Origin of the sequence: Streptomyces sp. NPDC047706 (assembly GCF_043204795.1) — a bacterium.
Taxonomy (GTDB): domain Bacteria; phylum Actinomycetota; class Actinomycetes; order Streptomycetales; family Streptomycetaceae; genus Streptomyces.
Map to the genome: position 1 here is coordinate 156,918 of NZ_JBIDCW010000013.1, position 20,275 is coordinate 177,192.

Genomic DNA, 20,275 nt, shown 5'->3' on the forward strand with positions numbered 1-20,275 from the left:
CCTGGCTCCGATGGTCGGCGTGGTTACACCCTACAGCGCGCGTCAACTCCCGCAAGCTGTTGGACAACGCTTTCACTGCTGTGCTTACATGAATTTGCTTCCGTCGCTGAGCGGCACCCTACGGCGTGAAGCGTCACCTGTCTTGCCACAGCCATGTCCACGAGCGACCAGCCCTTCGTCCTGCCCCGCCCTCCCGGCGGAGCACCGGGGGACGCGCGGCGCCTCGGGACCGGGCAGCGGCCGATCGACCACCACCCAGGGGGGAACCCATGCGCCTGACCATGCCGAGCGGCACCCCGGAAGGAATCCCGCTCACCGTCATGCCGTTCCGCGAGGACGCGGTCATCGGCACCATGTCCCTCGCGACGCTGTTACGTCTCGTGCCGTCACCGCGTCAGGAGGAGGACCCGCGCGCCCTCAAGGCCGCGTCCGGGCACGACCGGCGTCACGCCGAGCTGCGAGCGACCGTGCAGCGGACGCTGAAGTCCCAGAAGGGCAAGAACATCCCGGACTACGCCGAGTACATCGCCGCCGGCATCCTCGGCAAGCACGGCTCCGCCTGGTCCACGCCCCCGATCACTCTCTGGCACGCGGGCGAGATCGCCGCGATGAGCGACGAGCTGGTCCCCGACTCGGGCCTGCGGACGCTGACCGTCGCCCCGGACGCCATGGTGATCGCCATCGACGGCGAGACCCAGACCACCGCCTGGCACGACATCTACCAGGACCCGGAATCCTTCGGCCTCACCTACACCGAGCTCAGCCGGCGGGTCCGTATCCCCTTCGAGCTCTACCTGGGGATCTCCCCGGCGGACGCGCGGCAGATCTTCTACGACCGCAACGTCAAGGGCATCGACGTCGCAAAGAACCTGGCCATGTCCATGGACCAGCGCGACCTCGCCACCCGCCTCGCCTACGTCGTCGGCGAGAAGCTGGTGGTTGAGTCGGACGGTCAGCGGATGCCGTTCGGCAGGCTGGTCAACGCCGGCAAGCGCCAGCTCACCAGGACCGACAACGAGGTTGTGACGCTGTCGGCGCTGCGGACGCTGATCGTCACCACCACCTTGGGCACCAAGGGAGTGCAGTACTCGGCGGCCAACGTCCACGAGGGCGACCTGCCACCCCACACCGACGCCGACGAGGTGGAGACGGTCGTTGTCCGTCTGGTGTCCCGGCTGATCGGGGGCCGCTTCCCGGACTTCGACCGGCGCAGCGCGATCACCGCCCCGGCCGTGATGGCAGGCCTCGGCGTCCTGCTGCACCGCGCGACCCCCTGGTGCGCCCCGGCGACGCCATGAGCTACGAGACGGTCGAGCACCTGCTCGCCGACGTCCGCTGGGAGCGCGAACCCGCCTACTGGGACGGCGTCTGCGCCAGCGTCGGCTCCACCGGTCGGCTCAACTTCAGTGGCGGCGTGAAGGACTCCGCCGGCCGCGTCGCGGGCGCGCTCCTCGACCCGAACAGCGAGTTGGGCCGCAAGATCCGTGGGATGCGCAGATGAACAGGCCTGCCGCACAGCTTCCTTGACGCCTAGACCTTCTCGGCCGAGCGCCTCTCTCTGGACGAGGTCCCACTTGCGGGACATGGTCTCCGGCTCCCACGGCCGCGTATCTGCCCCCGTCAGTCCCCTTCCACCCACATCCATACAAGGAATGACGTCATGAGTTACCCGAAAACGCCCGGCGCGCTGTCCTCTCCCTCCTCTTCAGCCCCGTCCCCCGCCTCAGCGCTCCCGTCGGCCGGGAGGAAGCCCTCGTGGCGCGGAGTGCGGCTCACCCACGGCGCCTCGACGCTCCTCGCACTGCTCGCGGCGCCCACGGCCCGTGCGCGCAGGACCGTTCTCGCCGTTGCCGCGACGGCCGTGGGCTGCTCCCTGTGCGCCTGCTCCACCACCGGCGGCACCCAGACCGACACCGCGCCGCCCGCGGCCACCGTCAGCGCCCCGCAGGACACCCAGAGCGCCGAGGACGCGCAGGACACCCAGGACGCCACCGACAGTGACACCTTCACCGTCGCGCTGGACAAGACCGGCACGTGGAACAACGGCGTCGAGGCGAACCTGAGCGGCTTCAGCCGGGGCACCTCCGGCGAGTACGCCAGCCCGTCCGGCAAGTCCTACCTGTCCTTCTCCGTCACCATGCAGAACGGCTCCAAGTCCACGATCGACCTGGCCATGGTCAGCCTCTCCTGCCCGGACGGCGCCGACGAGATCTTCGACACGGACGCGGGCTTCGACGGCGCGCCGGACACGCACCTGCTGCCGGGCAAGTCGCAGACCTGGAAGGCGGCCTGCGTGTTCCCCAAGACGGCCAGGAGCGCCCAGATCGAGATCACGCCGACCGACACCTCCGGCTCGGGCTGGTACCGCACGGCCATCTTCACCGGCCAGGTGCAGTAGCCCGGACCGCGGACGGGACCCTGCCGGGTGCCGTCCGCGTCTCCGCACGGTGGCGGCTCATGGCTCCGCCGGCATCGGGTGCACCCCATGCCGGGCCCACGGGCCCCCGCACCCACGCCCGATCACACGCCTCGTGCGGCCCCGCTCACCACCACTCGCCTCACCTGGGAGGCCATCGTGACGATCACCGAACACACCGAGCTGATACGTCGTTTCGCCGACGACTTCACCGCCCTGCAGGAGGCCGTCCTCGCTCGCATGAACGGGATCTGCGCTCCGGAGGTCGCCGCGGCCCTGGAGCACGCCTCGCTCGCCGGTCCCATCACCGTCGCTCTCGCCCATGCCGACGTCCTCGCTCGCGGGGCCGTCCGGCGCGCGGAACTCTCGGCTCAGCCTCAGCCCCCCGAGCGGCTGCGAAGGCTGCGCGCACACGCGCGCACGGTGCGACGTACCCGGTCGCAGGCGGAAACCCTGTACAAGGAGCAGCGTGCCCGTAGCCTCACCGGCCGCTCCCGGCCGGTGGACACGCTGGAGCTGAGGGTGGCGCGCATGGCATCCCCGGCGGCCTTCGCCGAGGCCCTGCGGCAGGAACTCCGCGACAGGGGACTGCCGGACGGCACACCGCAGGCGCCGGAGAGCGACCTCGCCCAGTGGGCCTGGGACCGGAAAACGGCAGGCGACGAACTGCCGGAACCGGTGCGTGAGCTGCGGGACTGCGACGACGACGCCTTCGTTCAGGCCCTCCTGCGCGATGCCCGGGAGGAAGAGAACCCGTACCTCCCGCACGACGCGGTGGTCGAACGGTGGAGCCGCCATGGGCGTGCCGCGCTGGCCTGGGGCCGCTACGCGATCGGCCAGGCCGAACGGGACGTACTCGCCTGCGCCCCTTCCGTCAGGCGCACCCGACTCGACGCTCTGGACGACGCCTACCAGGACACAGCGGTTCTCGCTGCCCGCTCCCGTGAAGCCCTGCTCCGGGTCACGGAACTCCACGACCGGATGTGGGCCTGCGTCACCACGGGACCTTTCGCGGAGCTCGTCGCGCAGTGTCGCGCCACGGCTCTGGCGCGCTTCGCCGACGCCGAACCCGATTCGTGGCACAGCGTTCGTGAGTTGACCTTGAGGCACCAGGCGCACTGCCCCGAACAGGCCCACGGCTGCCCGCGCTGTCACCGCGCTCTCGCCACCGTCCTCGCCGACGCCCCGCCTGCCGGCACGGACGAGGACGGGGCCGGGGAACATCCGACGGCGACGCTCCCGGCCTATGTGGACCGCTACGCCTTGCTGACCGACCTTCCGGGCACCGCCGTCGTGGCCGTCGCCGACGCCGCCGTCGGTGACGAGTCCGCACGGTCCGGCTACGGCTGGGCTGCAGAAGACGGGACCACCGGATACGGCGACTCTCTGGCCTCTAGCAGCGGTGAAGCCGAAGTCATCGGTATCTGCGCGGCCGCCCTCAGCCTCCTCGAGCGCCACGACGATGCGCCCGTGGTCCTCCTGTGCGACAGCGTCCAGGCAGTCCAGGCAATCGACACGGCCCTGCGCTCCGCGGACCCGACCGTCGCCCACCGCACCCTCCTCTTCCCGGAGAGTCGGCAGCTGATGGAGCGTTTGTTGCGCCACCGCCACCGCGTCCAGGTCCGCTGGCTCAAGGGCCACATCGGACACGATCTCAACGAAACCGCCGACGCCTTCGCCCGCCTCGCCCTCCGCCGCGCCAGCGGCCGAATCCCTTCCTCCGCCGCGCGGAAGGAGGAGGTTCGGATCCTGCGCTCGTTCGGCTCCGGGGCCGGGCCCCTGTCGGTCGCTGCCTAAGCCCACGGGGCGAGGCGGACAACCGCGGGAGACGCAGAGCAGCCTCGGCCAGGCAGTCTGCGGACAGCCCTACCGGCCCTGGGGTGTGTCCACACCGGAATGGTGGCCGTCGTCAGTGAGGCCCCGGACACGGCGCGGGTCGAGGCACTCTGGTTCACCTACGGCCACCACGCGAAGGCGGAGTACACGACGTTCTTGAGCGCACCGCCTTTGTCATGGTCAAGCGGCACGACGGGTGGTGCCTGCAGTCCGAGGTGGTTCTCGGCTACGAGTGGGTGTGTGCTTGCCTTACCTTGCTGTGTGCCTCACCTCTCGGTGATCTCGGAGAGCCACGCCGTGTCCTCCGGGCCCGGGGCCTCGGGGCCGGGTTCGGGGAGGCGGCGGACCTCTCCCGTGCGCAGGGCGACCGTGGCTCGTGCCCGCATCGGCCCGTCGCCCCTGCGGGAGAGCAGGACCAGTTCCCAGACTGTCGCGGTCATGGCGTCCAGCCGGGTGGCGCAGTCGGCGGTGACTCGCCGCGGATCCCGGGTCCGCCCCAGGGACAGATGGGGGGTGAAGCTCTTGGCGGGCCCACGACAGCGCGGGAACCGTTGCCGCAGTGCACGGTGCAGGTCCGCCCATGGCGCCTCGCCGGCCGCCGCCGGGTCGAGCCACACGGTGGAGTACGCCCTGTGCCGGAAGGTGCGCACGCCGTCCAGCCGGGTGGTGAACACCGGCGTCACGGCCGTCGCCGCGGACAGCAGCGGGGCCGTCCGCTCGAAGTCGGACTCCGGCGCGAATCCGTAGAGCACATTGACGTGCGGCGGCCATCGGTGGATCTGCGGATCGTAGTCCCGGCGGATGTCCTGGATGCGCGGCCACAGCTCCGCGGGCGGGATCCACGCCACCGCCGTGCGGGCGGTCGGGGACACGTCGAGGACGCCGCCGGGCTCGCCCCAGCCGGAGTTCGTGTCGACGCTCGGGTCCGCTCGCGGGCCCCGGATCCGGCCGGCGCCCGAGGCGTCGATGCGGTCGACACCCGTGGCCCGGTCCCAGACCAGTTCGCCGTCCGCCTCGATGGACACCACCCGGTGCCAGGGGATGTCGCCCCCGGGCACGAAGGAGGGCAGCGGGATGCGTTCGAGGCCACCGCCGCGCCGGCTGATTCCCAGCACGAACCGGGCCGGGTCGAACCGGGTGTCCCAGCGGACCTGGTGATAGATCTCGTCGCTGGTCCGCATCACGCGTCCTCTCCCGCCACCACACCTTCCCTTCTTCCAGGGTGCCTCCACCGGAACGCGGTCGCGGCGCCTTCGGTCAGGTGCGGCTGCCCGCGCCTGAAGAGGGCGTACCGGTGGTGAACGCGGACAGGACGCGCAGGGCGGCTGTACCGGCGTTCGTCAGCAGGGCGACGGCAGGAGCCGTCCACTGGTCCAGGTGGCGCTGCAGGTCCGGCTCGAGCTCAATGGTGATCCGGACGTATCTGCTGTTCAGCGTGGCTGCTTTGGGCGTGTGGGGCTGCGGCTCCGCCTGACCGCGCCGCAGGGCCGCGCGGTAGTTGTCCTTGCGTTGGTTCATGCGTTTTCCTGACGCTTGAGGAGTTCGTTCGCGAGGTCGATGTAGGCCGTCTTCCGGACGCGGACCGGACCGCCGAACGACTGGGAGTAGAGGTCGAGGCGGGCGATCTGCGTGTCGAGCACCTGGAAGCCCCGTTCCGCGAGCACTTCCCGGGCGTCGGCGTCGGGGCCGGTACGGGTGGTGTCAGGGCGGTTGGTGCGGTTGAGCAGCACCGCGGTGCGGGCCGGCTCCGCACGCAGGGACTGCACATCGCCCATTTCCGTCTGGATGGGGGCCATCCGGTCCAGCTCGATGGGAGCCGGCGTGACCGGCACGAGCCACTCGTTGGCGTGGAGCATGACGCTACGGGCGATGCGGGCGTGGTCCTCGAGCTGCGGGGCGTCGATCACCACAGCCTGGCGCCCGCCGAGGAAGTCATCGATGCGACGGTGTACGTCGCCCACGGGAAGGGCGATCACGGGGAAGGGGAAGCCGCCGGCGAGTTCGCTCCAGCGCAGTGCGGAACCGGCCGGATCGCTGTCGACAAGGAGCGGGGGCAGGCCCAGCTCGTGGAGCGCATGGGCCAGCCAGACAGCGCTGGTCGTCTTCCCGACTCCGGGCTTCAGATTCACAAAAGCACAGCTCAGCAGCACGTCCGCCACCGTATTGAGCCCGACCGGCCGGTGCCGCCCGCCGCGCGGAGCGGGTGCCCGGGTTCACCCGGGAGTCGGCCTGGGCGTCGCACGGGCGTCGTACGGGGCGAGCTGCCGGACCGTGGCGCGAGCCCCGGCACCCGTGTCGAGTGCCGGGGCAGGCGACCGGGTGATGGATCAGCGGCCGTCGAGGCCCTTGTCCACCGCCGCCGTCAGTTCACCGTCGGCCGTGTCGCCGTCCATCGACCAGAACATCGCGCCGCCCAGACCGAGCTTGCGGACGTACGCCGCCTTGGTCTTGAGCACCTGCGGGTCGTCGTACGTCCACAGCGTGGTGCCGTCGAAGATCCAGGCGCTGCCGTTCCAGCGGTCCCGGTGCACGGTGTACGTGCCGGAGGCGGCCAGGCCCTTGAGGACCTTGTAGTCCTCGTAGCCGTCCGCGTACGTGCCCTTCGCCGGACCGGTGGCCGGCTGGCCGAGACCGTCGCCGCCACCGCTCACCCCGGTCCAGCCCTGCCCGTAGAACGGCATGCCGACCACCAGCTTGCGAGGGTGGGCGCCCCTGCGCACCCAGTCCCGTACCGTCCGGTGCACGCTGAAGTCGCCCGGCGCGAACAGGGCAGACTGCTGAGCCGTCGTGGGCTGGCCCGACACGTGGTAGTCGTAGCCCTGGAGATTGACGAAGTCGAAGTCCCGCATGATCCGCGGGATGTCGAACCCGGCGTCGATCGCGCCCGGCGCGGCCGGTACGAACGCCGTCAGCTCGTAGTGCTTGGCCTTCTTGCCGCGCGGTGCCTGGCTCTTCGCGTACGCGTCCAGCTGGGTGCGGAACTCGCGGACGAGGGCGGTGAAGTTGCGCCTGTCCTCGGGTCGGTGGACCGTGTCCGTGTCGCCCGGCGAACCGGGCCACTCCCAGTCCAGGTCCACGCCGTCGAACAGCCCGGCGGCCGAGCCCGCCCCACCGCGCGCGCCGTCGACCGGCAGGTTGCCCTTGATGTACAGGTCGATGCAGGACGAGACGAACTTCTTGCGTGACTGCGCGGTCAGCGCGGCGTCGGAGAAGTGGGTGGACCAGCTCCAGCCGCCCAGGGAGATCAGCACCTTGAGGCCGGGGTGCTTCGCCTTGAGTTCCCGCAGCTGGTTGAAGTTGCCGGCGAGCGGCTGTGCGTCGGTGTCGGCGACACCGTCCACGGAGTTCCCGGCGTCGAGGGGGCGTACGTAGTCGGCCCAGGCGTCCGCCTCGCCCGGTATGTTCCCGGTGAAGCACTCGCCTTCGGCGTTCACGTTGCCGAAGGCGTAGTTGATGTGCGTGAGCCTGGCTGCCTGGCCGCTCGTGTCCAGGTCCTTGACCTGGTAGTCGCGGCCGTACACGCCCCACTGCGTGAAGTAGCCCACCCGCTTGCCGTGCTTGGCGGTGGTGGTGTGCGACTCGCCGGCGACGGCCGTTCCGGCCGCCGGGGCGAGGACGGCGAGCAGGGACAGGGAGCAGGTGGCAACGGCCACTCTTCTCAGGGTTCTTCGCATGGCTGGGAACGTATTGGTATGGACCATTGCCGTCAATAGGTCCGCGTCGCGTGGTGCCTTCGGGCACCGGCCCGCTAGGAGGCCGGCCGGACAGGGGCCGGCCTGGGCACGACGACGAGCGCGTCGGCGGCCGGGCGCTCGCCGGCGGCGTCGCTCGGGCGCCCCTGCAGCGCGCCGCGGACGACCATCGTCGTGGAGCCGCCGCCGTCCAGGTTGAGCGCGTCCACCGCGCCCAGGCTGCGCAGCACCTCGGCGGTCTCGGTGATCGACAGCCCCGCGCTCCGGTCTGGGCGGCGGCCGTCGGCGGTGAGCAGGACGACGCGTCCGTCGAGGGTCACTCCGGCGGCCGTGCGCGGATTGCGGCGCAGGTACCAGTCGTTGTACAGGGCGGCGCGGTCCGCGCCCTTGATGTCCTCGGGGCTCCAGCCGTCCCGGACCGGGTCGAGGGCGGTCGCACCGTCGCGCAGCAGCAGCGGACCGCCGTTGACGACGGACGTCCTCGCGGTGAGCGGCACCGTGGCGCCCGTGTCGGCGTCGGACACCGTGCTGCGCACCGTGAGCCGGGCACCCGTGCGGGCGTGGGTGCGCAGCCACTGGGCCTCGGTGCCGGTGCCCTGGAGCAGGGTGCCGCTCGCGGGGACGGCGCCGCCCCGGCTGCCGCGTACCGCGGTCACCCGCCCGGTCGCGTCGAGGGTGACCTGGTATCCGGGGCCCTGGGGGGCGGTGCTGCCGAACTTCGCGGTGAGGGCGACCAGTTCGTTGACGTTGCCGCAGGTGTAGTCGTGCGCCGGGTGGGAGAAGGGGGTGATGGTCCCGACGCCGCCGCAGTTCACGATCAGTCCGGGCTGCCGGTTGAGGCCGGTCACCGTGCGGGTGGCGCCGCCGGCCACCGTGACCGTGCTGCTGGTCCGGAGCCGGCGTACCGAGGTGCCCCGCGCGAAGTCGCCCGGGATCACCAGGGCGGGCCGCTCGCCCACGGACTCGGAGAGCAGGGTGCCGCCCACCACCGAGATGCCGGCGGGATCGCCGTCGGTGCCGGCCACCCAGTTGCCGGGAGTGGTGTGGGAGCCACCGACGACGAAGTAGCCGCCGTTGACCGCCGCGAGTGCGTGGGTGCGCCGCGCCATCGAGCTCGTCGTCTCGCGTCCGGGTACGACGCCGCTCGCCAGTTCCGACCGCAGGCTGCCGCGGAACCGGGCGGGGTCGACGACCAGCACGTCCAGGGACCAGGGGCCGTTCGTGGCGTGCCCGTCCGCGCCGGTGTGCTGGACGGCGGCGGACAGCCCGCGGGCCGCGATCGCCTTCCTGGCCCGGTCGGCGGCGGCCTCGTCCACGTAGCGGCCGACGCGCACCGCCCAGCCGAGCGGCTGGTCCCGCGGCCCTCGCGGATCCGGTCCGGCGGTGGGGTCCAGGCGCGGCTCGTACCCGGCGGCGCGGACCTTCTCCGACAGTGCCTCGGCCTCCGCCTCGCTCGTGGCGAGACCGACCGTCACCGTCCAGAACTCGTCCGCCGACGCCTGTCCGCGCTCGATGGCGATGTGCGTGACACCCGGCGCGATCTGCCGGGAGGTACGGGTCTCCGTCAGGTCCGCGGCTCCCAGCGGCAGCGTCGGCGCGCCGTCCGGGGCGGTGCGCTGCGCGGCCGGCTGGATCTGCGTGCCCGCGGTGATCGTGACACCGACCGCGAGCGCGGTCGTCATCCCACCGAACAACCAGCGTCGTGCCGTGCGCAACTGCATGGGCCATGCCCTTTCGGAAGGTGTCAGCGGCGACGGTGCATGCCGCACATGTCGGGAAGCCGACGGCCCATCTGACGCACGGTGACGGAAGGGTTGCCGTACGGAGTGCTGACGCCACGTGCTCCGCCCCTGGACGGAGAACCCCTCGCGCACGTGGTCGTCGGTGCTGCTCTTCGACCATGATCGGCTGCGCCGACATGATGCCATACGTCGGACAGGGCACCGCGACCGGGCCGGCGAGGGGCACCCCTGCCGGCCAGGGATCCTCGCCCGGAGCGCGTCGGAACGGCTCGGGGCGGCCGGAGCCGGAGGTCTCCAGGAGCGCACGCCTCCCCGGCCAGGGCCAAGTTCCTAGGAGCGTCGGCCTGGGAGCGTCGGCCTGCCTCCGGCCAGGACCAAGTTCTAGGAGCGCCGGCCTGCCTCCGGCCAGGGCCAGGCTCCTAGGAGCCCCCGCCTCCGGGCCGGTCCTGCAGCTTGATGTGTGCCAGCACGGGCAGGTGGTCGCTGCCGGTGCCGGGGAGGGTGCGAATGCCGGTCACCGTCGCTCCGCGTGCCAGGACCTGGTCGATCCTGGCGACGGGGAACGCGGTGGGCCAGCTGAACTCGAAGTCCTCGTCCGGGACGTGCAGCTGTGAGGTCAGCGGCGCCAGTCCGCGGTCGCGCGTGGTGCCGTTGAGGTCGCCCGCCAGGATGACCGTCGACGACTCGTCGCCGGCCAGTTTCTCGCCCAGGAGGCCCGCGCTCTCGTCCCGCCATCGGGTGTCGAATCCGCCGGCCGGCCTGATCCGCACCGACGGCAGATGGGCCACGTACACGGCGACGGCGCGCTCCGGGCCGACCCGGACGACCGCCCGCAGCCCCCGGTTCCAGTCGCCCGGCACCCCCTCGGGCCGGATGTCCGCCGCCGCCTGTTCCGTCAGCGGATACCGCGACCACAGACCGACCGTCCCCACCACCACGTGATGCGGATAACGGCTCCGGAGCGCCGCTTCGTAGACGGGCAGCGCCGCTTGCGTGAGCTCCTGGAGCGCCAGCAGGTGTGGTCCGGCCCCGGCGAGGGCGCGGGCCGTGGCGGCCGGATCCTCGTTCTCGTCGCTGACGTTGTGCTGCACCACCGTCAGATCGTGGGCGCCCGGGTCCCGGGGCAGCAGCGACGGGGCGAACTGGGCGACCCAGACCACGGCCGCAGCGCCCCCGGCAGTGAGCGCGCTCGCCGAGCGGCGCAGGGCGGCCGTCGCGAGCAGCGGTACGACCGGCACTCCCAGCCAGGGCAGGAAGTTCTCGGTCAGGCCACCCACGTTCCCCGGGGTGCCGGGCACGAGCGAGGGGAAGAGCAGCACGAGGGCGATCAGCAGGGGCAGGGCCACGGTGACGCGCCCACGGGTCCAGGCGGTGCGCCCGTCCTCGTCGCGTCCCCGCCAGGGCCGCTGTCGGAAACGGTCACGGAACCGACGCGCGGCCACGGACACCCCCAAGTGCTGTGAGACCTGCCGGGCCCACCCCTGCGATCACCGGCCCGTCCACGGCGACCATACGCCGCCGGCGGGCCGGGCGGTCCGCCCGGCCCGCGCGGGGCCCCGGGTCAGTGGCGCGGGAAGTACTGCTTCGGCAGCCGCATCCCGCGTTCCGCCATGAGTTCGCGGACGTGGTTCGGGTAGTTCGTGATGATGCCGTCGACGCCCATGTCCATGAGCGCCTCCACCGTCGCCGGGTCGTCGCAGGTCCACGGGACGATCTTCAGGCCCCGCGCGTGCGCCGCGTCGATCATCGCGCGGTCGGGGTAGAAGCGGAAGCCGGGATCGCCGATCTTGCCGTTCTGCGGGAAGCCGTAGTTGGGGGAGAGCGCCTTGACGCCGGGGATCGTCGCCGCGGCCTTCACGAAGTCGCCGTCGTAGTCGTCGGCGTCGATCCCGCCCAGCCAGGGGGAGGCGCCGTCCTTGCCGACCTGGAGGAAGTCGTAGTTGGTCAGCGCCACCAGCGGCCATCGCGGTGCCAGCTTGTGCATCGCCTTCAGCGCGCCCCAGTCGAAGGACTGGATGCTGACCTGGCGCTCCAGACCCGAGGCGCGGATCTCCTCGAACACCCGGCGCACGAACAGCTCGCGCGGCGCGGTCTGCTCGGGCGCCCCCGCCTCGACCTTCGTCTCGATGTTGAGGGTGACGTCCTTGGCCTTGTAGCGCTTGACCAGGTTCAGCACATCGCGGAGCTCGGCCATCCGGGCGCCCGCGATCTGCTCCTGCTCGGGGTGGCCGGGCAGCTGCTGGTAGCCGCAGTCCATGGTCTTGATCTGCGCCAGCGTCAGGTCCTTGATGTACTTCCCGACGTACGGGTACTGCGGGTCGCCCGGCACGACCGGTGCCGTGTCCCGGCACTTCTGCGCGCTGACCTGCCGGTCGTGGGTGACGACGACCTTGCGGTCCCTGGTGACCTGGGTGTCCAGCTCCAGCGTGGAGACGCCCAGGCGCAGCGCCTTGCCGAACCCTTGCAGGGTGCTCTCGGTCGTCATGCCGAGGCCCCCGCGGTGGGCCTGCAGGTCGAAGCGCTCCCTGTGGGAGGACGCGGCGGGGCCGTCCGTCGCCGCGTGGGCGGCCGTCGGGACGGCGAGCACCGGCAGCAGGGTCAGGCCGGCGAGGACATGTCGTGCGGACATCGGAACCCTTACTCGTGGGTCTGTGGTATCGGTCCCTGGACGCTAGTTCGGTAAGGGGCGCACCTGAAGGCCTGAATGTGATGCCGCTGTGAACGGCGGCGGAACCCGAAGGTCACGCCGTAGGAGGTCGTCGGAGACAACAGGGGAATAAATGACAGGCCGTCCCCGCCGTGGACGCGGCATCATGACGGTCCGCCGCCGCCCGTGCCACCGGAACGAAGGGCGAGCGACACACCACGGGGGACCCATGACCGTGACCAACATCCTGCTGTCCGGCGTCGTCGGCTCGACCGCGTACGGACTCGCCCAAGAGGGCTCCGACGTGGACCGGCTCGGCATGTTCGCCGCCCCCACCGAGACCCTGCACGGCCTGCACGGCCCCAAGGAGTCCCACGTCACCACCGCCCCCGACCGCACCTTGCACGAGGCGGCGAAGTGGTGCCGCCTCGCGCTCGGCGGCAACCCCACGGTTCTGGAACTCGTTTGGCTGCCAGGGGAGTTGTACGAGGTGCGGACATCCCTCGGTGACGAGCTGATCGGCATCCGCTCCACGTTCCTCGGCGCGCGCCTGCCGACAGGGCGGCGGAGCACAGGAGTTGGACGCCGCTGGAGGTACGTGGCCGGCCGAGACCCAACCGTTGCACAGTGGCACCTCGGCCGGACAGGCCGCAGGTCCGGACCATAGGCCCAGGTCATGGGCGCCTCGCCCGGCGCTCGTGGCCGTCCGGACGCACCGCACCCCGGCGGACCGTCAAGAGACGCTGCCCGACATCTTGACGGCGCTTTCCCCTGAGGTTTAACTCACGTCCTAAATTAAGCCATGAGGGGCTTCGGAGCGTGAACGCGAACGGGCGTCGCGCGCCTCCGGGCGTCCTCGGACTTCTCGACTCCCGGAAGGGACACCAGGAGCCATGCGCAGCATCCGAGCCGCGGCCGTAGGCGCCGTCACCCTGTCTCTCGCTCTCACCGCCTCGGCCTGCGGGGGCGGTTCCGCCTCGGGCGGGGGGTCCGGCGACTCGCCCAGGACGCTGACCTACTGGGCCTCCAACCAGGGGGCGAGCGTCGAGGTCGACAAGAAGGTCCTCCAGCCCGAACTCGACAAGTTCGAGAAGCAGACCGGCATCAAGGTGGAGCTGGAGGTCGTGCCCTGGTCCGACCTGCTCAACCGGATCCTCACCGCCACCACGTCCGGCCAGGGCCCCGACGTGCTCAACATCGGCAACACCTGGAGCGCCTCCCTCCAGGCCACCGGCGCGCTGATGCCCTGGGACGCGAAGAACTTCGACAGGATCGGCGGCAAGGACCGCTTCGTCGACTCCGCGCTCGGCTCGACCGGCGCCCAGGGCCAGGACCCGGCCGCCGTGCCGCTCTACTCGATGGCCTACGCGCTCTACTACAACAAGAAGATGTTCGCCGACGCGGGCATAGCGCAGCCCCCCACCACCTGGGACGAACTGGTCGAGACCGGCAAGAAGATCTCCAAGGACGGCAAGTGGGGCCTCGGCGCCGAGGGTTCGAACCTGTCGAACAACATCCACCAGGTCTTCGTGCTCGGCAAGCAGCACGGCGCCGACTTCTTCACCGCCGACGGCAAGCCCGCCTTCACCTCCGACGGCGCGGTCGCGGCCGTCAAGCAGTACGTCGACCTGATGGCCGGCGACAAGGTCATCGCCCCGGGCAACGCCGAGTACGCGCAGAACCAGTCGCTGAGCGACTTCGCCAAGGGCAGGACGGCGATGGTCCTCTGGCAGACCGCCTCGGCCACCTTCGCCTCGATGGGCATGAAGGAGGACGAGTGGGGCGTCGCCCCGGCCCCCGTCCAGTCCGGCGAGCCCGGCACCGGCACGCACACCAACTCCATGGTCGCCGGCATCAACATGGCGGTCCTCAAGAACTCCGACAACATCGACGGCGCCACCGAGTTCGTGAAGTTCATGACCAGCGACGCCGAGCAGAAGATCCTCAACAAGGCCTACGGGTCCATCCCGCCGGTCAAGGCCGCCCAGTCCGACGCGGCGTTCAACTCCCCGGCCACGGCCGTGCTGCGCGAGACCCTCGCCACCAGCGCCGCCGCCCTGCCCCAGGTCCCGGAGGAGTCCCAGTTCGAGACGGCCGTCGGCACGGCGGTCAAGGAACTGTTCGCCGACGCCGCGGCCGGCCGCCCGGTGACCACCGAGTCGGTGAAGGCGGCGCTCGCCAAGGCCCAGCAGCAGATGCCGGCGAAGTGAGCCCGGACACCACCATGACCACCACCACCGCCTCGGCACGGCCCGGTGAGCGGACGGTCGGCAACAGCTCCCCCGGTGCGGCGCGCGGCCCCCGCCGCCGCACCGGACGGATCCGCCGGATCGGCCTGCCCTACCTGCTGCTGCTCCCCGCGCTGGCCCTGGAACTCCTCGTCCACCTGGTGCCGATGGTCATCGGCATCGTGATGAGCTTCAAGGAGCTCACCCAGTTCTACATCCGGGACTGGAGTCTCGCCCCGTGGACCGGCGTCGACAACTACCGCATGTCGGTCGACTTCGACGCCCCCGTGGGCCAGGCGCTGCTCGACTCGTTCCTCATCACCTGTGCCTTCACGGTCCTGTCCGTCGGCCTGTGCTGGTTCGTCGGCACGGCCGCCGCGATCTGCATGCAGGACGCGTTCCGCGGCCGGGGCCTGCTGCGCGCGCTGTTCCTCGTCCCGTACGCGCTGCCCGTCTACGCCGCGGTCATCACCTGGGCGTTCATGTTCCAGCACGACAACGGCCTGGTGAACCACGTCCTGCACGACCAGCTGGGCCTCACCGACACGCCCTCCTTCTGGCTGATCGGCGACAACAGCTTCATCGCCCTGCTCGTCGTCTCGGTCTGGAAGGGCTGGCCGTTCGCCTTCCTGATCGTGATGGCGGGCCTGCAGAACATCCCGAGGGACCTGTACGAGGCGGCGGCCCTGGACGGCGCCGGCGTCCGGCAGCAGATCCGCCGCATCACGCTGCCCTCGCTGCGCCCCGTCAACCAGGTGCTGGTCCTGGTCCTGTTCCTCTGGACCTTCAACGACTTCAACACCCCCTACGTCCTGTTCGGCAAGGCGGCACCGGCGGCAGCCGACCTGATCTCCATCCACATCTACCAGTCGTCGTTCGTCACCTGGAACTTCGGCGCCGGCTCCGCGATGTCGGTCCTGCTGCTGCTCTTCCTGCTCGTGGTGACGGGCGTGTACCTGCTGCTGACGTCCCGCGGCCGGAGGTCCACCCATGCATAGGTCCCCGATGGCGGCCCCCCGCTCCTTCCTGTGGACCCGCCGGATCTTCCTGACCCTGCTCACCGGCTTCGTCCTGCTGCCGGTGTACGTCATGCTCTCCAGCTCCCTGAAGCCGCTCCAGGACGTCACCGGCACGTTCCGCTGGCTGCCCAGCGAGCTCACCTTCCGCCCCTACATCGACATCTGGTCCACGGTCCCGCTCGCGCAGTACTTCGTGAACTCCCTGATCGTGGCGGGGGCGGCCACGGTCTGCTCGGTGGTGATCGCCGTCTTCGCCGCCTACGCCGTCAGCCGCTACGACTTCCCCGGCAAGCGCGTCTTCTCGGTCACGGTGCTGTCGACGCAGATGTTCCCGGGCATCCTCTTCCTGCTGCCGCTGTTCCTCATCTACGTCAACATCGGCAACGCCACCGGCATCGCCCTGTTCGGCTCGCGGGGCGGCCTGATCCTCACCTATCTCACGTTCTCGCTGCCGTTCTCGATCTGGATGCTGATCGGCTACTTCGAATCGGTGCCGCGCGACCTGGACGAGGCGGCGCTGGTGGACGGCTGCGGCCCGCTGCGCGCCCTGGTGCAGGTCGTCGTACCGGCCGCGGTCCCCGGCATCGTCGCGGTCGCCGTCTACGCCTTCATGACCGCCTGGGGCGAGGTGCTCTTCGCCTCGGTGATGACCAACGACACCACCCGCACCCTCGCGGTCGGCCTCCAGGGCTACTCCACGCTCAACGAGGTGTACTGGAACCAGATCATGGCCGCCTCGCTGGTGGTGAGCGTCCCCGTGGTCGCGGGCTTCCTGCTGCTCCAGCGCTATCTCGTCGCCGGGCTGACGGCCGGAGCCGTCAAGTGACCGACGCATCCGTATCCGAAGGGACTTCCGTGACCATCGACCTCGCCGCACTCCCGGACGGCTTCCTGTGGGGCACGGCCACCTCGGCGTACCAGATCGAGGGAGCCGTGGGGGAGGACGGCCGCTCGCCGTCGATCTGGGACACCTTCTCGCACACCCCCGGCAAGATCGCGAACGGCGACCACGGTGACATCGCCTGCGACCACTACCACCGCTGGCGCGAGGACATCGCCCTGATGCGGCGCCTGGGCACCAACGCCTACCGCCTGTCGATCGCCTGGCCGCGCGTCGTACCCGGCGGCGACGGCCCGGTGAACCCCAAGGGCCTGGCCTTCTACGACGAACTGGTCGACGGTCTGCTGGCGGCGGGCATCACCCCCTCGGTCACCCTCTACCACTGGGACCTGCCGCAGGCGCTCCAGGACCGCGGCGGCTGGCCGGAGCGCGAGACGGCCGAGCACTTCGCGGCGTACGCGGCCGTGGTGGCCGAGCGCCTCGGCGACCGCGTGCCCCACTGGTCGACCCTCAACGAGCCCCTGTGCTCGGCCTGGATCGGCCACCTGGAGGGCAAGATGGCCCCCGGCTGGACGGACCTGACGGCGGCGGTCCGCGCCTCGTACCACCTGCTCCTCGCCCACGGCCTGGGCATGCAGGCGATCAGGTCGGCGGCCCCGCACGCCCAGGTCGGCATCGTCAACAACCTCTCCACCGTCCACGCCGCGACGGACCGGCCCGAGGACGTGGCGGCGGCCCGCCGCATGGACGGCCACACCAACCGCTGGTGGCTCGACCCGGTGCACGGCCGCGGCTTCCCGGCGGACATGCGGGAGGTCTACGGCGTCGACCTGCCGGAGCAGCCGGGCGACATGGACGTGATCGGGGCGCGGCTCGACTGGCTGGGGCTGAACTACTACTTCCCCCAGACCGTCGCCGACGACCCCACCGCCCCCACGCCCCAGGTCCGCGCCGTGCGCCGCGACGGGGTCCCGCGCACCGGCATGGACTGGGAGATCGACGCGAGCGGCATCGAGGACCTGCTGCTGCGCCTCACGCAGGAGTACGGGCCGCGCAAGCTGTACGTCACGGAGAACGGCTCGTCCTTCCCGGACGTGGTCCGCCCGGACGGGACGATCGACGACCCCGAGCGTCAGTCCTATCTGACCCAGCACCTGGCGGCGTGCGCGTCGGCGGCCCGCAAGGGGGCCCCACTCGCGGGGTACTTCGCCTGGTCGCTGCTGGACAACTTCGAGTGGGCCTACGGCTACGACAAGCGGTTCGGGCTGGTCCACGTCGACTACGCGACCCAGGTCCGCACGATCAAGGGATCCGGTGACCGGTACGCGGAGATCGTCCGCGAGCACCGGGGGCGGGTGCGCAGGGCGGCGTAGGCCGAGGTGGACCGCGTGCGGGTGGAGCAGAGGGGCTGAACGGCCGGGCGGGAGCCGGCAGTCGGACACCGGCGGTCTTCTCCCGCCCGGGCCCGTTCGATGGCACCATGCTCCACAGCCGCTTCGCCGCTCTGTTCGCCCTGCGGCGAAGCACACCGCAGGGAGCCGCTGTGATCACGACCGTGACCGCCGTCCTGACCCGCCTTCGTTCCCGTGTCCTGCTCGTTCTCGCCGTACTGCTCGCCACCGTCGCGCCGGCCGCGCCGACGCTCGCCACCGCACCCGTTCCCCCGCCGACCGGCACTGCACACTCCTCGGGCGCCGAAGTCGTGGCGGTCACCCAGGTCGCGGACCGGCAGGTCGACCTGTCGGTGCGGTCGACCGCCCTGGGGGGCCGCACCGTGAAGGTGCGCCTGCTCACCCCCGACGGCTGGAACCCCGACGACCGGCGCCGCCACTGGCCGACGTTCTGGCTGCTGCACGGCTGCTGCGGCGACTACACCTCATGGACCCGCATGACCGACGTCGCCCAGGTGGACAGCCTGCGCGATGTCCTGGTGGTGATGCCGGAGGCCGGCTGGAACGGCTGGTACAGCGACTGGTGGAACCACGGCGAGGGCGGCGACCCCGCCTGGGAGACCTTCCACACCGAGGAACTGCGGCGGCTACTGGAACGTGACTGGGGTGCCGGAAGCAACCGCGTCGTGGCGGGCCTGTCGATGGGAGGCCAGGGCGCCCTGCTCTACGCCGCCCGGCACCCGGGGATGTTCAAGGCCACCGCCGCGTACTCCGGCTCGGCGCACCCCCTGCTGAACGAGGAGTCGGTCAACCGCATCATGGGCCTCCTCGCCGGCCAGGGCAACGATCCCCTGCGGGTCTGGGGCGACCCGGTGGCCCAGCGCGGCATCTGGCAGTCCCACGACCCGTACCACCTGGCGAAGCGGCTCAAGTCGCTGCCCGTACACCTCTCCTGCGGCGACGGCACCGCGGGCCCCCTCGACCCAGCGGGCGCGACGAGCGCCCTGGAGGCCGACTTCAACCGCCAGAACCATGCCTTGGCCGCCGAGCTGAAGCGCGTGGGCGCCCGGCATGTCACCACCCGTTTCTACGGCCCCGGCACCCACACCTGGGCGTACTGGGAACGCGAACTCCACGCGTCGCTGCCGATGTTGCTCGCCGCGCTGGGGCTCGACCGCTGACCCCGGACGCGCACCGGGGCCTGCTCCGTCAGGGCACCTCGGGGCGCACGAGTGCCTTGGCGAAGGGCTCTCCGGTGCGTCGGGCGTACGCCATCCGCTCGCGTATCTCCCGCAAGGTGCGCGGACGGTACCCGGGGCCGCCGCAGCAGCTCTTGTGGAAGCGGACACCGGCGTGCAGCAGCACGGACAGGGTGCGCCAGGCCGCCGCGTCCCGACGCGGTGGCGCGGCGAAGGCCGAGCCCACGTGGATCATCGTTGCCGCACAGCGTGGGCAGATCCGCTGCCGCTCCCTGTCGTAGGGCTGCTTGTACGAGGCCTGGCAGGGCAGACAGACGTACGAGGTCCTCGCGTGGGCCATGGGGCCAGCATAGAGAGCAGTCGCGGCGAACTCGACGGAATTGAGCGGCGCCTCGGGTCGGCGCACTTCCACCTGTGCCTCTGTCCGCATTCAGCCCGCAACCGGCTCCAGCACCCGCCCCGCCTGCTCCGCCGTGCGGACCGTCTCCGGGGCGCGGCGGGCCCGCGACCGCCGCCACAGCCACAGCACATCCCGTCCGAACGACCACACCAGCAGCCCCAACGCCAGCCCCGCCACCGCCGCGTTGCCCACCAACGGCAGCAGATCGGCGCCCGCGACCAGCAGGAACACCCCCTGCGCCGCGGCCACGGCCTTGCGTGCCGTGCTCGGCGGGAGCGGGGCGTTCAGCCACGGCAGGAAGCGGGCCGCGGCGACGAAGCCGTACCGCATGCCGCCGATCAGCAGCACCCACGGGCCCAGCGACATCGAGACGTACACGCTCAGCACCAGGATCAGGAACGCGTCGACCTCCATGTCGAAGCGTGCCCCGAGCGCCGAGGACGTGCCCGTGCGCCGGGCGACCTTGCCGTCCACGCCGTCGAGGATCAGCGCCACCGCCGTCAGGGCGACCAGCAGCGTGACCGGCGGTGCGCTCTCGAAGGAGTCGGCGACCAGCGCGGTCACGCCGCCGACCAGGGTGGCCCGGCCGAGGGTGACCCGGTTGGCCGGGCCGAACGACCGCAGTCCCGACCGGTGCAGGGCCCGCGAGAGCACCGCCCAGCTGGCGATCGCGAAGGCGAGGCCGGTCAGCCAGCCCGCCGGTCCCATGCCGATCGCCGAGCCGAGCACGGCCAGCAGCAGGATCTGCACGCCCGCGCCCACCGCGGTCTCCTGCTGGACCAGCCTCGCGTCAAAAGTGTTGTTCAGGGCCACCGCACATCCTCCGGCCAGGTGACAGAGTCGATCATCGCCGCGTACTGTGCG

General features: G+C 71.3%; 18 protein-coding genes and 1 pseudogene. 10 read left to right on the forward strand and 9 right to left on the reverse strand.

Features of this window, described 5'->3' with window-relative positions:
• The first annotated feature begins 269 nt into the window (after positions 1-269).
• From ACGF8A_RS17895 to ACGF8A_RS17910, 4 genes are all read left to right on the forward strand, one after another.
• Positions 270-1,298: a hypothetical protein gene (locus ACGF8A_RS17895; protein WP_393109120.1), complete on the forward strand. Its 1,029-nt coding sequence runs from the start codon at positions 270-272 to the stop codon at positions 1,296-1,298.
• Entirely contained in the window at positions 1,295-1,501 is a 207-nt protein-coding gene (locus tag ACGF8A_RS17900) for a hypothetical protein (protein ID WP_393109122.1), read from the forward strand. The genes ACGF8A_RS17895 and ACGF8A_RS17900 overlap by 4 nt, the downstream gene beginning before the upstream one ends.
• A 264-nt stretch (positions 1,502-1,765) precedes the next feature.
• Positions 1,766-2,398, forward strand: coding sequence for a hypothetical protein (locus tag ACGF8A_RS17905; RefSeq protein WP_393109124.1), 633 nt, complete (start codon positions 1,766-1,768; stop codon positions 2,396-2,398).
• A gap of 177 nt (positions 2,399-2,575) precedes the next feature.
• Positions 2,576-4,213 (forward strand): ribonuclease HI, encoded by a 1,638-nt coding sequence (locus ACGF8A_RS17910; RefSeq protein WP_393109126.1) that lies wholly within the window; start codon positions 2,576-2,578, stop codon positions 4,211-4,213.
• Between the two features lie 305 nt (positions 4,214-4,518).
• On the opposite strand, the gene ACGF8A_RS17915 is transcribed toward ACGF8A_RS17910, so the two are convergent.
• From ACGF8A_RS17915 to ACGF8A_RS17945, 7 genes are all read right to left on the reverse strand, one after another.
• Complete coding sequence (locus ACGF8A_RS17915; protein WP_393109128.1) at positions 4,519-5,433, reverse strand: RNA repair domain-containing protein; 915 nt, start codon at positions 5,431-5,433, stop codon at positions 4,519-4,521.
• 76 nt (positions 5,434-5,509) lie between these two features.
• On the reverse strand, positions 5,510-5,770 hold the full coding sequence (locus tag ACGF8A_RS17920) for a hypothetical protein (RefSeq protein ID WP_393109130.1): 261 nt from the start codon (positions 5,768-5,770) through the stop codon (positions 5,510-5,512).
• The gene (locus ACGF8A_RS17925) at positions 5,767-6,402 is read right to left on the reverse strand and encodes an AAA family ATPase (protein WP_393109132.1); all 636 of its coding nucleotides are present in this window, start codon (positions 6,400-6,402) and stop codon (positions 5,767-5,769) included. The genes ACGF8A_RS17920 and ACGF8A_RS17925 overlap by 4 nt, the downstream gene beginning before the upstream one ends.
• Before the next feature lie 177 nt (positions 6,403-6,579).
• On the reverse strand, positions 6,580-7,926 hold the full coding sequence (locus ACGF8A_RS17930) for a glycoside hydrolase family 18 protein (RefSeq protein ID WP_393109134.1): 1,347 nt from the start codon (positions 7,924-7,926) through the stop codon (positions 6,580-6,582).
• A 74-nt stretch (positions 7,927-8,000) separates the two neighbouring features.
• A complete protein-coding gene (locus ACGF8A_RS17935) occupies positions 8,001-9,665 on the reverse strand; it encodes a phosphodiester glycosidase family protein (protein WP_393109136.1) in 1,665 nt (554 codons plus the stop codon).
• 440 nt (positions 9,666-10,105) lie between these two features.
• Positions 10,106-11,032 carry an endonuclease/exonuclease/phosphatase family protein gene (locus ACGF8A_RS17940; protein WP_393109198.1) on the reverse strand — a complete coding sequence of 309 codons (927 nt, stop codon included), beginning with the start codon at positions 11,030-11,032 and terminating at the stop codon, positions 10,106-10,108.
• Between the two features lie 215 nt (positions 11,033-11,247).
• Complete coding sequence (locus tag ACGF8A_RS17945; RefSeq protein ID WP_393109138.1) at positions 11,248-12,315, reverse strand: glycerophosphodiester phosphodiesterase family protein; 1,068 nt, start codon at positions 12,313-12,315, stop codon at positions 11,248-11,250.
• A gap of 247 nt (positions 12,316-12,562) precedes the next feature.
• On the opposite strand from ACGF8A_RS17945, the pseudogene ACGF8A_RS17950 reads away from it, so the two are divergent.
• From ACGF8A_RS17950 to ACGF8A_RS17975, 6 genes and pseudogenes are all read left to right on the forward strand, one after another.
• Positions 12,563-12,880, forward strand: a pseudogene (locus ACGF8A_RS17950) (DNA polymerase beta superfamily protein); the annotation flags it as partial.
• A gap of 346 nt (positions 12,881-13,226) precedes the next feature.
• The gene (locus ACGF8A_RS17955; protein WP_393109140.1) at positions 13,227-14,543 is read left to right on the forward strand and encodes an ABC transporter substrate-binding protein; all 1,317 of its coding nucleotides are present in this window, start codon (positions 13,227-13,229) and stop codon (positions 14,541-14,543) included.
• 14 nt (positions 14,544-14,557) lie between these two features.
• The gene (locus ACGF8A_RS17960; RefSeq protein WP_393109142.1) at positions 14,558-15,559 is read left to right on the forward strand and encodes a carbohydrate ABC transporter permease; all 1,002 of its coding nucleotides are present in this window, start codon (positions 14,558-14,560) and stop codon (positions 15,557-15,559) included.
• 7 nt (positions 15,560-15,566) lie between these two features.
• The gene (locus ACGF8A_RS17965) at positions 15,567-16,406 is read left to right on the forward strand and encodes a carbohydrate ABC transporter permease (protein WP_393109200.1); all 840 of its coding nucleotides are present in this window, start codon (positions 15,567-15,569) and stop codon (positions 16,404-16,406) included.
• 29 nt (positions 16,407-16,435) lie between these two features.
• Positions 16,436-17,794, forward strand: a complete 1,359-nt coding sequence (locus ACGF8A_RS17970; protein ID WP_393109144.1) for a GH1 family beta-glucosidase — start codon at positions 16,436-16,438, stop codon at positions 17,792-17,794.
• A 182-nt stretch (positions 17,795-17,976) separates the two neighbouring features.
• A complete protein-coding gene (locus ACGF8A_RS17975; RefSeq protein ID WP_393109202.1) occupies positions 17,977-18,993 on the forward strand; it encodes an alpha/beta hydrolase in 1,017 nt (338 codons plus the stop codon).
• 28 nt (positions 18,994-19,021) lie between these two features.
• On the opposite strand, the gene ACGF8A_RS17980 is transcribed toward ACGF8A_RS17975, so the two are convergent.
• Positions 19,022-19,351 (reverse strand): deoxyxylulose-5-phosphate synthase, encoded by a 330-nt coding sequence (locus ACGF8A_RS17980; protein WP_393109146.1) that lies wholly within the window; start codon positions 19,349-19,351, stop codon positions 19,022-19,024.
• 90 nt (positions 19,352-19,441) lie between these two features.
• Positions 19,442-20,224: a CDP-alcohol phosphatidyltransferase family protein gene (locus ACGF8A_RS17985; RefSeq protein WP_393109148.1), complete on the reverse strand. Its 783-nt coding sequence runs from the start codon at positions 20,222-20,224 to the stop codon at positions 19,442-19,444.
• Positions 20,225-20,275 lie beyond the last annotated feature (51 nt).

Excerpts from the sequence above, each read along its gene's own strand:
- ACGF8A_RS17895 (WP_393109120.1), top strand. The coding sequence starts at position 270 with ATGCGCCTGACCATGCCGAGCGGCACCCCGGAAGGAATCCCGCTCACC.
- ACGF8A_RS17900 (WP_393109122.1), top strand. The coding sequence starts at position 1,295 with ATGAGCTACGAGACGGTCGAGCACCTGCTCGCCGACGTCCGCTGGGAG.
- ACGF8A_RS17915 (WP_393109128.1), bottom strand. The coding sequence starts at position 5,433 with ATGCGGACCAGCGACGAGATCTATCACCAGGTCCGCTGGGACACCCGG.
- ACGF8A_RS17920 (WP_393109130.1), bottom strand. The coding sequence starts at position 5,770 with ATGAACCAACGCAAGGACAACTACCGCGCGGCCCTGCGGCGCGGTCAG.
- ACGF8A_RS17930 (WP_393109134.1), bottom strand. The coding sequence starts at position 7,926 with ATGCGAAGAACCCTGAGAAGAGTGGCCGTTGCCACCTGCTCCCTGTCC.
- ACGF8A_RS17935 (WP_393109136.1), bottom strand. The coding sequence starts at position 9,665 with ATGCAGTTGCGCACGGCACGACGCTGGTTGTTCGGTGGGATGACGACC.
- ACGF8A_RS17945 (WP_393109138.1), bottom strand. The coding sequence starts at position 12,315 with ATGTCCGCACGACATGTCCTCGCCGGCCTGACCCTGCTGCCGGTGCTC.
- ACGF8A_RS17955 (WP_393109140.1), top strand. The coding sequence starts at position 13,227 with ATGCGCAGCATCCGAGCCGCGGCCGTAGGCGCCGTCACCCTGTCTCTC.
- ACGF8A_RS17960 (WP_393109142.1), top strand. The coding sequence starts at position 14,558 with ATGACCACCACCACCGCCTCGGCACGGCCCGGTGAGCGGACGGTCGGC.
- ACGF8A_RS17965 (WP_393109200.1), top strand. The coding sequence starts at position 15,567 with ATGGCGGCCCCCCGCTCCTTCCTGTGGACCCGCCGGATCTTCCTGACC.
- ACGF8A_RS17980 (WP_393109146.1), bottom strand. The coding sequence starts at position 19,351 with ATGGCCCACGCGAGGACCTCGTACGTCTGTCTGCCCTGCCAGGCCTCG.